The sequence below is a fragment of the Pseudomonas sp. S09G 359 genome, from assembly GCF_002843605.1.
In the GTDB taxonomy this organism is placed as follows: Bacteria; Pseudomonadota; Gammaproteobacteria; order Pseudomonadales; family Pseudomonadaceae; genus Aquipseudomonas.
In genome coordinates this window covers 794,516-807,500 of the sequence record NZ_CP025263.1, presented here as the reverse complement: position 1 = coordinate 807,500, position 12,985 = coordinate 794,516, and the positions used below count along the sequence as shown (strand labels likewise).

The 12,985-nt window shown below is 61.0% G+C and carries 14 protein-coding genes (1 of these 14 only partly in view); 10 read left to right on the top strand and 4 right to left on the bottom strand.

Translation table 11 applies throughout. The features are described 5' to 3' along the window. Window positions 1–900, bottom strand: the 5' portion of a protein-coding gene (locus CXQ82_RS03485; protein ID WP_101266191.1) for an aspartate aminotransferase family protein. Its footprint begins 450 nt before the window's first position; the window shows 900 of its 1,350 coding nt (coding positions 1–900); its start codon is at window positions 898–900; its stop codon lies beyond the left edge, outside the window. Between the two features lie 125 nt (window positions 901–1,025). Between CXQ82_RS03485 and CXQ82_RS03480 the strand changes: the two genes are divergently transcribed. The 6 genes from CXQ82_RS03480 to CXQ82_RS03455 all read left to right on the top strand — a co-directional run bounded on the left by CXQ82_RS03480 (window position 1,026) and on the right by CXQ82_RS03455 (window position 7,020). Continuing rightward, entirely contained in the window at window positions 1,026–1,946 is a 921-nt protein-coding gene (locus tag CXQ82_RS03480; RefSeq protein WP_101266189.1) for a LysR family transcriptional regulator, read from the top strand. 88 nt (window positions 1,947–2,034) lie between these two features. Further along, complete coding sequence (locus CXQ82_RS03475) at window positions 2,035–3,429, top strand: uracil-xanthine permease family protein (protein ID WP_101266187.1); 1,395 nt, start codon at window positions 2,035–2,037, stop codon at window positions 3,427–3,429. Window positions 3,430–3,516: 87 nt separating this feature from the next. Beyond that, entirely contained in the window at window positions 3,517–4,176 is a 660-nt protein-coding gene (locus tag CXQ82_RS03470; RefSeq protein WP_101266184.1) for a TetR/AcrR family transcriptional regulator, read from the top strand. An 11-nt stretch (window positions 4,177–4,187) separates the two neighbouring features. Continuing rightward, window positions 4,188–4,769 (top strand): YigZ family protein, encoded by a 582-nt coding sequence (locus CXQ82_RS03465; RefSeq protein ID WP_101266182.1) that lies wholly within the window; start codon window positions 4,188–4,190, stop codon window positions 4,767–4,769. A 34-nt stretch (window positions 4,770–4,803) separates the two neighbouring features. Continuing rightward, a complete protein-coding gene (locus CXQ82_RS03460) occupies window positions 4,804–5,490 on the top strand; it encodes an SDR family oxidoreductase (protein WP_101266180.1) in 687 nt (228 codons plus the stop codon). 171 nt (window positions 5,491–5,661) lie between these two features. After that, window positions 5,662–7,020: an 8-oxoguanine deaminase gene (locus CXQ82_RS03455; protein ID WP_101266178.1), complete on the top strand. Its 1,359-nt coding sequence runs from the start codon at window positions 5,662–5,664 to the stop codon at window positions 7,018–7,020. A gap of 124 nt (window positions 7,021–7,144) precedes the next feature. Here the strand turns inward: CXQ82_RS03455 and CXQ82_RS03450 are convergent, their stop codons facing one another. Next, window positions 7,145–8,236, bottom strand: a complete 1,092-nt coding sequence (locus CXQ82_RS03450) for a calcium:proton antiporter (protein WP_101266176.1) — start codon at window positions 8,234–8,236, stop codon at window positions 7,145–7,147. 193 nt (window positions 8,237–8,429) lie between these two features. Between CXQ82_RS03450 and CXQ82_RS03445 the strand changes: the two genes are divergently transcribed. Next, window positions 8,430–9,383 carry an adenosine deaminase gene (locus tag CXQ82_RS03445; RefSeq protein WP_101266174.1) on the top strand — a complete coding sequence of 318 codons (954 nt, stop codon included), beginning with the start codon at window positions 8,430–8,432 and terminating at the stop codon, window positions 9,381–9,383. A 72-nt stretch (window positions 9,384–9,455) separates the two neighbouring features. On the opposite strand, the gene CXQ82_RS03440 is transcribed toward CXQ82_RS03445, so the two are convergent. Both CXQ82_RS03440 and CXQ82_RS03435 read right to left on the bottom strand, forming a co-directional pair. Beyond that, window positions 9,456–10,151: a helix-turn-helix transcriptional regulator gene (locus CXQ82_RS03440; protein ID WP_101266172.1), complete on the bottom strand. Its 696-nt coding sequence runs from the start codon at window positions 10,149–10,151 to the stop codon at window positions 9,456–9,458. Window positions 10,152–10,287: 136 nt separating this feature from the next. After that, the gene (locus tag CXQ82_RS03435; protein ID WP_101266170.1) at window positions 10,288–11,214 is read right to left on the bottom strand and encodes a LysR family transcriptional regulator; all 927 of its coding nucleotides are present in this window, start codon (window positions 11,212–11,214) and stop codon (window positions 10,288–10,290) included. 117 nt (window positions 11,215–11,331) lie between these two features. Between CXQ82_RS03435 and CXQ82_RS03430 the strand changes: the two genes are divergently transcribed. From CXQ82_RS03430 to CXQ82_RS31360, 3 genes are all read left to right on the top strand, one after another. After that, on the top strand, window positions 11,332–11,625 hold the full coding sequence (locus CXQ82_RS03430) for a putative quinol monooxygenase (protein WP_101266168.1): 294 nt from the start codon (window positions 11,332–11,334) through the stop codon (window positions 11,623–11,625). 26 nt (window positions 11,626–11,651) lie between these two features. Next, the gene (locus CXQ82_RS03425) at window positions 11,652–12,665 is read left to right on the top strand and encodes a zinc-binding alcohol dehydrogenase family protein (RefSeq protein WP_101266166.1); all 1,014 of its coding nucleotides are present in this window, start codon (window positions 11,652–11,654) and stop codon (window positions 12,663–12,665) included. Between the two features lie 145 nt (window positions 12,666–12,810). Beyond that, on the top strand, window positions 12,811–12,984 hold the full coding sequence (locus CXQ82_RS31360; RefSeq protein WP_163034694.1) for a hypothetical protein: 174 nt from the start codon (window positions 12,811–12,813) through the stop codon (window positions 12,982–12,984). Window position 12,985 lies beyond the last annotated feature (1 nt).

The window sequence follows — 12,985 nt, the reverse complement described above, 5'->3', positions numbered from 1 at the left end:
CGCACCCATCGGGATTGCGCCGTTGGTGACTTGTTTGGCGATGCACATCAGGTCCGGGGTCACGCCAAAGCTGTCGGCGCCGAACATCGAGCCGGTACGGCCGAAGCCGGTGATCACTTCGTCGAACACCAACAGGATGTTGTGCTGGTCGCAGATTTCCCGCAGACGCTTGAGGTAGCCCTGCGGCGGCACCAGTACACCCGCGGAACCGGCCATAGGTTCGACAAACACCGCAGCAATGTTCGACGCGTCATGCAGCTCGATCAGCTTGAGCAGCTCATCGGCCAAGGCAATACCGCCCTGCTCCGGCATACCACGGGAGAACGCATTGCTCGCCAGCAGGGTGTGCGGCAGATGATCAACATCCATCAAGCCCTGACCAAAAATCTTACGGTTGCCATTCACACCGCCCAGGCTGGTACCGGCAATGTTCACACCGTGGTAACCACGGGCACGACCAATCATCTTGGTCTTGGTGGCCTGGCCCTTCAGGCGCCAGTAGGCGCGCACCATCTTCACCGCCGTATCGGCGCACTCGGAACCGGAGTCGGTGAAAAACACATGGTTGAGGTTACCTGGGGTCAGGTCGGTGATCTTTTCCGCCAGTTGAAAGGACAACGGATGACCGTATTGGAAGCCTGGGGAGTAGTCCAGGGTGCCCAATTGTTTGGCCACCGCTTCCTGGATTTCCTTGCGGGTATGCCCGGCGCCGCAGGTCCACAGGCCCGACAACGAATCATAAACCCGACGCCCCTTGTCATCGATCAGCCAGCTGCCTTCGGCGCCCACGATCAGGCGCGGGTCACGCTGGAAGTTTCGGTTGGCGGTGTAGGGCATCCAGTGCGCATCCAACTTGAGTTGGCTGGCCAGGGTCGAAGGGGCGTTTTCAGGCATGTTCATCAGCAAAACCTCGCAGGGCAAAAGGCAGCGTCGGGATTCAAAGGCGTTCTTGCAGCTAAATTGCCACGGGGATAAAGTCGGTGAAATTCAACTCTTCTAACCTTCAGTCAGGCCTTCACTAAACTATGAGCAGCCGTCGACCCGACCCCCTCGCCCAAGTCAGTGACTTCGATATCCGCCTGCTGCGCATCTTTCGCAGCGTGGTGGAGTGCGGCGGCTTCTCGGCGGCGGAAACCGTGCTCGGCATCGGTCGCTCGGCCATCAGCCAGCAGATGAGTGATCTGGAGCAGCGCCTCGGACTAAGGCTATGCCAGCGTGGCCGCGCCGGGTTCTCGCTGACCGAAGAAGGCCGCGAGGTCTACCAGTCGGCGCTGCAGCTATTAAGTGCCCTGGAAAGTTTTCGTACCGAGGTCAACGGCCTGCACCAGCACTTGCGCGGCGAGTTGATCATCGGCCTCACCGACAACCTGGTCACTCTGCCCCATATGCGCATCACCCACGCCCTGGCGCAGTTGAAGGAGCGTGGCCCGGATGTGCAGATCCAGATCCGCATGATCGCGCCCAATGAAGTCGAACAAGGCGTACTTGACGGCCGCCTGCATGTCGGTGTGGTGCCCCAGGCCAGCGCCCTCTCCGGCCTGGAGTACCAGCCGCTGTACAGCGAACGCTCGCTGCTCTATTGCGCGGTCGGCCACCCGCTGTTTTATGCCGACGACAAGCAACTGGGCGACGAGCGCATCGACAGCCAGGACGCCATCGCCCCGACCTTCCGCCTGCCCGCCGAGATCCAGGCCCACTACCAGGCACTCAACTGCACCGCGAGTGCTTCGGACCGCGAAGGCATGGCTTTCCTGATTCTTACCGGCCGCTATATCGGTTACCTGCCGGATCACTACGCGAGCCTGTGGGTGCAACAAGGCCGACTGCGTGCGCTGAAATCGGCTACGCGTTTTTACGATTTAAGCCTGGCATCGGTCACGCGTAAGGGGCGTCGCCCTCATTTGGTGCTGGAAAGTTTCCTGGAAAGCCTGGCTGCAACGCGCTAACTCGGGCCTCGCGCAAAAAGCTGAGCAACTGGACAGCTTTTTGCAAGGGTACAAGGACCTTGAACCGTCCGCCCCGAGTTATCTCACCATGCCACCAGAATCCTCCAGCCCCAGCGACCTGATCTACGGCCTCAACGACCGGCCCAAACCCGTGCCCGCGCTCTTGGCCGCCTTGCAACATGTACTGGCTGCCTTCGTTGGCATCATCACTCCGCCGCTGATTATCGGTTCCACCCTGGGCCTTACCGCTCACCTGCCCTACCTCATCAGCATGGCGCTGATGGTGTCCGGCGTAGGAACCTTCATCCAGGCACGCAGGCCGTTTGGCATCGGTGCCGGCATGATCTGCCTGCAAGGCACCAGCTTTGCGTTTCTCGGCGCGGTGTTGTCAGCCGGGTTCCTGGTGAAACAACGCGGCGGCAGCCCGGAAGACATCCTGGCGATGATCTTCGGCGTGTGTTTTTTCGGGGCAGCGGTGCAAATCGTGCTGAGCCGCTTCATCGGGCAACTGCGCCGCGTCATTACACCGCTGGTGACCGGCATTGTGATTACGCTGATCGGCATCAGCCTGATCAAAGTCGGCATCACTGACCTCGGCGGTGGTTTTAATGCACCGGACTTCGGCGCGCCCATCAACCTGGCGTTGGGCCTGTTCGTGGTGCTGACGATTATCCTGCTCAATCGCTCGAACACCCCATGGGTGCGCCTGTCGGCAATCATTATCGGCCTGGCCGTCGGCAGCCTTGCAGCGTGGTTCAGCGGCAAGCTGGTGCCCCAGGCCTTGCCCGACTTGCCTCTGATCAGCTTGCCGATCCCGTTTCGCTTTGGTTTCAACTTCGACTGGAGCGCTTTCCTACCGGTCGCGCTGATTTATCTGATCAGCAGTATCGAAACAGTGGGTGACCTGACAGCCAACTGCATGATCGCGCGCCAACCCATCAGCGGCCCTTCCTATATAAGCCGACTCAAGGGCGGTGTACTCGGCGATGGCGTCAGTTGCATGATCGCTGCAACCTTCAGCGCCTTCCCCAACACCACCTTTGCGCAGAACAACGGCGTTATCCAGCTGACCGGCGTAGCCAGTCGTTACGTCGGCTTATATATCGGCGTGGTGTTGTTGTGTCTCGGGTTGTTTCCGCTGATTGGCGCGGTGTTGCAGCAAATCCCCAAGCCGGTTTTGGGCGGCGCGACCCTGGTGATGTTCGGCAGCGTGGCCGCCGCCGGTGTGCGCATCCTCGCCCAGGCACCGCTGGACCGTCGCAGCATGTTGATCATCGCCACTTCGTTTGGCGTCGGCCTGGGCATCGCCGCCCAACCGAACCTGCTGCATTTGATGCCGAGCCTGGTGCAGAACCTGTTCGACTCGGCCATCACCAGCGGCGGCCTGACAGCCATTGTGTTGTGCCTGTTGTTGCCGGAAACCAAAGCGACCGCCACTGCCGCAAACCACACGTCGGAAAACGACAGCCTGGAATCGCTTTGACGGTTTTATTGCATCAGGACTTGTCTGGGGCTTGAGGGTGGGTTATCTGTGCACACGTCGCCATCATCGATCAGCACGGAAACCTCCATGAGCCTCGAAGTTCCTGCCCACAGCAACCCCGCCGGTAAACCCGCCAGCCGCATTCGGCAAAAGAACGAACAAGCGATTCTCCAGGCGGCTGAGGATGAGTTTGCGCGCCATGGCTACAAAGGCACCAGCATGAACACCATTGCAGCCAGTGCCGGGCTGCCGAAGGCGAACTTGCACTACTACTTCACCAATAAGCTGGGCCTGTATATCGCCGTTCTCAGCAATATCCTGGAATTGTGGGACAGCACCTTCAACGCCCTGACCGCCGATGATGACCCCGCTGTGGCGCTGACCCGCTACATTCGCACCAAGATGGAATTTTCCCGGCGCCAGCCCCAGGCCTCGCGCATCTTCGCCATGGAGATCATCAGCGGCGGCGAATGCCTTACCGAATATTTCAGTCAGGACTACCGCGCCTGGTTCAGCGGCCGGGCCGCCGTGTTCCAGGCCTGGATGGATGCCGGCAAGATGGACCCCGTCGACCCGGTACACCTGATCTTCCTGTTGTGGGGCAGCACCCAGCACTATGCCGACTTCGCCACCCAGATCTGCCGGGTCACCGGTCGCACCAAGCTGACCAAGCAGGATATGGAAGACGCCGGCACCAACCTGATCCACATTATTCTCAAGGGTTGCGGCATCAAGCCGGCCTACTGAAGACGGGACTTATGCCTTTCACGCTCACCGGTCTTTGCGAGTTTCGCGAAGAAATACGCAAAAGCCGCTTCATCACCCTCGCCGTACCAATCACCAGTGCGCAGGACGCCCAGGCGTTTTTCGAGCAACACAGTGATTTGAACGCTACGCATAACTGCTGGGCCTGGAAACTGGCCGATCAATACCGCAGCAATGACGACGGAGAACCCGGTGGCACCGCCGGGCGGCCGATCCTGGCGGCCATCGAGGCGCAGGGTTTCGATCAGGTCGCGGTGCTGGTGATTCGCTGGTACGGCGGCATCCAATTGGGCACTGGCGGCCTCGCCCGTGCGTATGGCGGCGGTGCGAATAAATGCCTGCAAACTGCCGAGCGCGTCGAGCTTATCAGCCGTGTTCCCTTGAGTTGTGCCTGCGGGTTCGCCGAGCTGAACCTGCTGAAACTGCGCGTCGCCGAACTGGGTGGGCTGGTGGTGGAAGAAACCTTCACTGCCAATGGCGTCGAGTTACAACTCGCCCTGGGCGAAGCGCACATCGACACCCTGCAAATTCAACTCGCCGACCTCAGCCGTGGGCGTATCCTGCTACAACGCTGAACCTCCTGAACCGCGACTCTAAAGGAAGCTTTTCATGTCTACGCCAAAAACCGCACTGATCATCGGCGCCTCGCGCGGCCTGGGCCTTGGCCTGGTCAAGCAATTGCTCCAGGACGGCTGGGATGTCACCGCCACCGTGCGCGACCCCAGCAAGGCCGATGCCCTGAAAGCCGTGGGCCCGGTCCAGATCGAGAAACTTGACATGGACGATCAGCAAGCCGTGATCGCCCTGAGCCAGCGCCTCAAGGAGCGCACGTTCGACCTGCTGTTCGTGAATGCCGGCGTCAAGGGCCCGGCCAACCAGGAGCCGGGGCACGCCACCCTGGCGGAAGTCGGCCAGCTGTTCTTCACCAACGCCGTGGCACCGATCAACCTGGCCCAGCGTTTTGTCGGGCAGATCCGCAAAGACAGCGGCGTGCTGGCCTTCATGAGTTCGGTGCTGGGCAGCGTGACCATCCCCGACGGCTCCGACCTGGCGCTGTACAAGGCCAGCAAGGCCGCGCTCAACTCAATGACCAACAGCTTTATCACCCAGCTGGGTGACCACAAACTCACCGTGCTGTCGCTGCACCCGGGCTGGGTGAAGACCGATATGGGCGGCGAAAACGCGCACATTGATGTCGACACCAGCGTGCGCGGCCTGGTGGATCAGGTGAATGCCTACACCGGCAAGGGCGGCCATCATTTTGTCGACTACAAGGGCGACACCATCGCCTGGTAAATGCCGCAGATCAAAATGTGCGAGGGGCCAAGCCTCTCTCACACTGAAAGCTAGACCCTGTCCTGAACTACACGTAATCTAACGCCCTCGCCCTCACCGGCGACCCTGGATCAGCAGACAGGGCAACACTGAGCTGGCAAACCTGAACCCATCATTCAGAGGAGCCGGCCAATGCCTGCGACCCGTATCTGGTTAAAAAACCCCCTCGCGATTTTCACTGCCAATGGCCTCGACGCCCGTGGCGGCCTGGTGCTGCAAGACGGTGTGATCACCGAAGTGCTGGGCTGGGGAAAAGAGCCCGCTGTGCCCTGTGGGCACGTGTTCGACGCCCGCGAACATGTGATCCTGCCCGGCCTGATCAATACCCACCACCATTTCTACCAGACCCTGACGCGCGCCTGGGCGCCGGTGGTCAATCAGCCGCTGTTTCCCTGGCTGAAAACCCTGTACCCGGTATGGGCGCGACTGACCCCGGAAAAACTCGCCCTGGCGTCGAAAGTCGCACTCGCCGAATTGCTCCTGTCGGGCTGCACCACCGCGGCTGATCACCACTACCTGTTCCCCGACGGCTTGGAAAATGCCATCGATGTCCAGGTAGAAAGCGTGCGCGAACTGGGCATGCGCGCCATGCTCACCCGCGGCTCCATGAGCCTGGGCGAAGCCGATGGCGGCCTGCCGCCGCAGCAGACCGTGCAACAAGGCCAAGTGATCCTCGATGACAGCCAGCGTCTGATCCGCGAATACCACGAACGTGGCGACGGCGCGCAGATCCAGATCGCCCTGGCGCCCTGCTCGCCCTTTTCGGTCACCCCGGAAATCATGCGCGCCAGCGCCGAACTGGCCGACCAGCTGGATGTGCGCCTGCACACCCACCTGGCAGAAACCCTCGACGAAGAAGACTTCTGCCTGCAGCGCTTCGGCCTGCGCACGGTGGACTACCTCGACAGCGTCGGCTGGCTCGGCCCGCGCACCTGGCTGGCCCATGGTATTCACTTCAACCCGGACGAGATTGCGCGCCTCGGTGCGGCCGGCACCGGTATCTGCCATTGCCCAAGTTCGAATATGCGCCTGGCATCAGGCATCTGCCCGACCCTGGACTTGCTCGCCGCCGGCGCGCCTATCGGCCTGGGGGTAGATGGTTCGGCCTCCAACGATGCCTCGAACATGATCCTCGAAGCACGCCAGGCCTTGTATATCCAACGCCTGCGTTACGGCGCGGAAAAGATCACCCCCAAAGGCGTGCTGGGCTGGGCCACCAAAGGCTCGGCGCAGTTGCTGGGGCGTACGGATATCGGCGAATTGGCCGTAGGCAAACAGGCCGACCTGGCGTTGTTCAAACTCGATGAGCTGCGCTTCTCCGGCAGCCACGATCCGCTTTCGGCACTGCTGCTGTGCGGCGCTGATCGTGCGGACCGAGTGATGATCGGCGGCAAGTGGCGGGTGATCGACGGGCAGGTCGAGGGTCTGGACTTGAAAGGTTTGATCGCCGATCACAGCCGGGCGGCGCGGGCCTTGATCGCAGGAACATAAGCCAAACTCAGTTAGAAATGTGGGAGGGGGCTTGCCCCCGATTGCAATGTGTCAGTCACTGTAAGTTTGACTGATACACCGCCATCGGGGGCAAGCCCCCTCCCACATTTGCCCTGCGGCGGCCTTACAGCCCCAACAACGACAGCATGATAAACGTCGCGAACAGCACGAAATGGGTCATCCCTTCGATGGCGTTGGTTTCGCCATCGTTGAGGTTGATCGCGCTGACAATCAGCGTGATAAACACCATGACGGTCTGCACCGGCGTCATCGCCATCTGGAAGGGCTGGCCGGTGTAGAGCGCCATGGCCTCCATCACCGGCACCGTCAAGATGACCGTCGACAACGACGCGCCCAATGCAATGTTCACCACCGACTGCATGCGGTTGGCCAACGCCGCGCGCAACGCGGTCAGAATTTCCGGCGCCGCCGAAATGGCCGCGACCACAATCGCCGTGATCACCGGCGGTGCGCCTGTGCCTTCCAGGCCCAGGTCGAGGGTCTTGGACATCACCTCGGCCAGCGCGCCAATTACAATCACGCCGAACACCAGCGTGCCGATGGAAAATGCCAGGTTCACCGGCGGCGCTTGCTCTTCTTCCGGCAATTTCTTGCGGCGTTTTTCCGGGTAGCTGTAGCTGAAGAAATAACTGTGCGGCCCCACCTGCATGCGCAGGAACAAGGTGTAGAGCACCACCATCGCGCCGATGGTGAAGGCTGAGTAAATTTTCCAGTCGGCTTCGGGGATAAATTCCGGCACCACCATGGAAACACCCATGGCGGTTAGGATCATCACGCTGTAGGTGCGCGCCGAATCGTCGTTGTAGGACTGTTCACCATGCTTGATGCCGCCCATCAGCGCGGCCAAACCGAGGATGCCGTTGATATCGAGCATCACCGCCGAGTAGATGGTGTCGCGCACCAGGGTCGGCGACGGCTCGTTGCTCATCATGATCGCCAGGATCACCACTTCCACCAGTACGGCGGCCAGCGTCAGGATCATGGTGCCGTAGGGGTCACCGACTTTTTCCGCGAGTTGCTCGGCATGGTGCGCCACGCGCATCGACGCCACCACGATAAAGCCGATCAGCGCCACGCCGGCCAGCAGTGCGACGGTTTGCCCGCTATGGAGCATCCAGTGCTCCAGCGGGTAGGCGGCGATGGCGGCAATCAGCGCCAGTAGCATGAATTTTTCTTGCTTGAGGAAGGTGAGCATTCCGGGCCTTTTCGTACGGCAAATCAGTCATTAATGGGGTACAGACTACGGCACGCTGCTAACGTTTCGTTACACCTTAGTTCACGCCGCCCTTGCGTGAATAAAGCCAATACTCTCCTGCCGGTCAGGTTTTGCCGATTATTTCAGCCATGACCTGTAGAATGCCGCCATTGCACCTGATGAGATTTTAAAAATGTACGATTGGCTCAACGCCCTGCCCAAGGCTGAACTGCACCTGCACCTGGAAGGTTCGCTGGAGCCCGAGCTGCTGTTCGCCCTGGCCGAGCGCAACAAGATTGCGCTGCCGTGGAATGACGTCGAAACCCTGCGCAAGGCTTACGCCTTCAACAACCTGCAGGAGTTTCTGGACCTGTACTACAAGGGCGCCGATGTGCTGCGCACGTCCCAGGACTTCTATGACCTGACCTGGGCCTACCTGCTGCGCTGCAAAGCACAGAACGTGATCCACACCGAGCCGTTCTTCGACCCGCAGACCCACACTGACCGTGGCATCCCGTTCGAAGTAGTGCTTAACGGCATCGCCGCGGCACTCAAGGATGGCGAGCAGCAACTGGGCATCACCAGCGGCTTGATCCTCAGCTTCCTGCGCCACCTGAGCGAAGACGAAGCGCAGAAAACCCTCGACCAGGCGCTGCCGTTCCGCGATGCGTTCGTGGCCGTGGGCCTGGACAGCTCGGAAATGGGTCACCCACCGAGCAAGTTCCAGCGCGTGTTCGACCGTGCTCGCCACGAAGGTTTCCTCACCGTGGCCCACGCCGGCGAAGAAGGCCCGCCCGAGTACATCTGGGAAGCTCTCGACCTGCTGAAAATCCAACGTATCGACCATGGTGTGCGCGCCATTGAAGACGAACGCCTGATGCAGCGCATCATCGACGAGCAGATCCCGTTGACCGTGTGCCCGCTGTCCAACACCAAGCTGTGCGTGTTCGACGACATGGCCCAGCACAACATCCTCGACATGCTAGAGCGTGGCGTGAAGGTGACGGTGAACTCGGATGACCCGGCTTACTTCGGCGGCTATGTCACCGAGAACTTCCACGCGCTGCACACCAGCCTGGGCATGACCCAGGACCAGGCCAAACGCCTGGCGCAGAACAGCCTGGATGCACGCTTGGTTAAGCCATAACCGGTCGTAATCGAGACAACAAAGCCCCGGTGGGAGCTGGCTTGCCCGGCTCCCGCATTGAGGTCATCGGGCTCAAGGCTGCTCGGGCGCGGCCAGCCGGGTGATTTCCGCGAGCCCTGTGTCGCTGACCAGCAAGGCATGCGACTCGTTGGCCGCACTGATCCAGTTCGACTGCAAAAACAGCTGCAACAACCCTGCCCCCAGCGCACCGCCGAGATGCGGTTGCTGCTGGCTCCAGTCAAAACAATCACACACCAGCGGCGACGCCAGTGCCTGAGTAAAAATACCCAGGCCGGCAAAGTGCTGGGTGCCCTTGAGCGTGACCCCGGTGCGTTGCTCATGGCGTTCGATCCACCCCGCGTGCAGCATGCGTTGATACAGCTGCGCGGCCAACTCCCCACCGAGATGCCCCTTGCACAATCGCGCACGGCGCAATAACGGTGGCGCCACCAGGGTCGGCGCCAACGCATCCGGCGCACGGCGGGCTGCGCTGGCCATGGTGCTGGCGGCCAAGGCATCGATGGCGCAACTGACATCAGCGGCCGCCACGCGAAACAAGCGCCTGCCACGCCGTGCCTCCACGCGCAGTAACCCACCTCCGGTCAGCCGTGCCAAGTGCGCGTTCGCGGATGCCGACGACAACCCGGTAAGCGTCGCCAACTCCTCCGACGACTTGGCCGAGCCGTCCATCAGCGCCCAGAGCATGGCGGTACGTTTAGGCTCGGCGAGCAAGCTGGCGATCTGACTGATGCACGGTGCTTCTTCCATGTATTCATTCCCTGTTCGATCAATTTTCTGCAGCGGTTGGCACCAAGTATAGGGTTGCAAAGCCGCAGTTCCGCGGCGTCTGACAGCGCAGATAGGGACAGGATCTGAGTGAAATTTCCTGCTTTTATGGAGGCTATTACGTTGCGCTTAAGCGGTCCGGCAACTGCGCCGTCAATGTCGCACAGCGGGACACGAGCATTTCCCGCAGCAAGTTGATGGGTTTGCTCAGTTGCGCGCGATGGGCACACAACAGATTCAGCGGCGTACGCTCGCCACGCAGCTCCGGCAGGATCAACCGCAAGCGCCCAGCCAGCACGTCGGTGCTCACGTCCAGCCAGGACTTGTAGGCAATGCCCACACCCGCCACCGCCCAACGCCGCACCACATCAGCGTCGTCACTGAAGCGGTCGCCGCTGACGGTCAGGCTGACTTCGCGCTTACCGTCATGGAAGCTCCAATGGTCGTGCACCCGGCTGCCGAGCATATACAGCAGGCAATTGTGCTGGGCCAATTGCTCCAGGTGCCGGGGCTCGCCGTGGCGTGCGAGGTAGCTGGGCGCCGCACACAGCACGCGCACATTCTGCGGCGCGACGGGCAGCGCGATCAGGCTGGAATCTTCCGGCTCGCCATAACGCAGGGCAATGTCCACCGGTTGGCGGAACAGGTCGGCAATCCGGTCGCCCAACAGCAGGCGCACGCTGAGTTGCGGGTACTCGCGCTGGAACTCATCGAGCCAGGGGAGCAATTGGTTGCGGCCAAAATCCGAGGGGGCCGACAGTTGCAGCACACCGCTGACATGGTCCTGGCCGCTGGCCAACAAGCGCCGGCCCTCGTCCAGCGAACTCAACGCCGCCCGCGCGTATTCGAGGAAGCCTTCGCCTTCCGCGGTCAGGCGCAGGCTGCGGGTGGAGCGGGCCAGCAGGCGCGTGCCAAGTTGCTGTTCAATACGCTTCAACGCGGCACTGGCCACCGCCGGCGAGAGGTCCATGACCCGCGCGGCGGCCGAGAGGCTGCCGAGGTCCGCTGCGCGCACAAACAACTGCAAATCATCGAAACGCAGCATTCAACCCATCCATTATCAAAATATTGTTGAAACAGACCTCTGTTTTAGCCGCTTTTATCTTCGCGGGAAATAGCCAATGATCTGCCCATCCCGTTCATCACGTGTCTGGAGTTGAATATGTCCTCTGCCTTTAACGTCATCGCCACGCTGATCGCCAAACCCGGCCAACAGGCCACCCTGGAAACCCTGCTGCGCGGCCTGCTGGAACCCACCCGGCAGGAGCCCGGTTGCGAGCAATACGACCTGCACCAGGATGTGCAACACCCGGAAACTTTCTACATGCTCGAACGCTGGGCCGACGACGCCGCCCTGGCCGACCACGACCAAAGCGCGCATATCCAGAGTTTCCGCGCCAAGGCCGCTGATGTGATCGAACACTTCGAACTCAAACGCCTGAAATTTCTCGCCTGATCACCGCCCACTTCTTCGGAGCCCCCATGAAAGCCATCGCTTATTACGCCTCACTGCCGATCAACGATCCCAAATCCCTGCAAGACATCGAACTGCCAGCGCCCATTGCCGGCCCGCGTGAGCTGCTGGTGGAAGTCAAAGCCATCTCGGTCAACCCGGTGGACACTAAGGTTCGCCAGAACGTCGCCCCGGAAAACGGCGCCGCCAAGGTGCTGGGTTGGGACGTGGCCGGAGTGGTCAAAGCCGTCGGCAGCGAAGTGACGCTGTTCAAGGCCGGCGACAACGTGTTCTACGCCGGCTCCCTGGTACGCCCCGGCGGCAACAGCGAACTGCACACGGTGGACGAGCGCATCGTCGGCCATATGCCCAAGAGCCTGGGTTTTGCCGAGGCGGCCGCCTTGCCGTTGACCGCCATCACCGCCTGGGAATTGCTCTTCGAGCGCCTGCAAGTGCGTGAAGGTAAGGAAGATCAAGGCCAGAGCCTGCTGATTGTCGGCGCCGCCGGCGGCGTAGGGTCGATCCTGACCCAATTGGCCAGCCAGCTCACCGCGCTGAAAGTCATCGGCACCGCCTCTCGCCCGGAAACCCAGGCGTGGGCCAAGGCGCTGGGCGCCGACCTGGTGATCGACCATCGCCAGCCGCTGAGTGAAGAGCTCAAGCGTGCCGGTATTGCCCACGTGACCCACGTGGCCAGCCTGACCCAGACCGACGTGCATTTGGATCAACTGGTGGAAGCCCTGCAACCCCAGGGCAAGCTGGCGCTGATCGACGACCCCAAGGCGCTGGATGTGAGCAAGCTCAAGCGCAAGAGCCTGTCGCTGCATTGGGAGTTCATGTACACGCGCTCGATGTTCGAGACGCCGGACATGATCGAACAGCACAACCTGCTCAACCGCGTCGCCGAACTGATCGACGCCGGCACCCTGAAAACCACGCTGGGCGAGCACTTCGGTGTGATCAACGCCGACAACCTGCGCCGCGCCCACGCGCTGCTGGAAAGCGGCAAGGCCAAGGGCAAGATCGTGCTGGAAGGGTTCTAAAAAAGGTCTGTCAGTGTCGTCCTTTATTCCTGTGGGTAATGGACGACACCGCTAGTCAGAGAGTTGATCTTTGTCATATTTGCGAGCGTATTCAGGTTTATATTGGCCGCCTTTGCCACGATTCTTTTACGTGAGGAAGTCAGCAATGAAGATCCTGATAAAAGCGTTAGCAAAATCCCAGTGGGAAGTTCGCCTGGACCAAAAGTCCATCACTTTCCACACTGAAGCCGAGGCCCGTGCCTTCGTCGATACCCTGCAAGCGCGCATCCAGGCGCCGCACCGCTTTCCAATCAGCCAGCAACAATCCGCTGCTGGCTGAC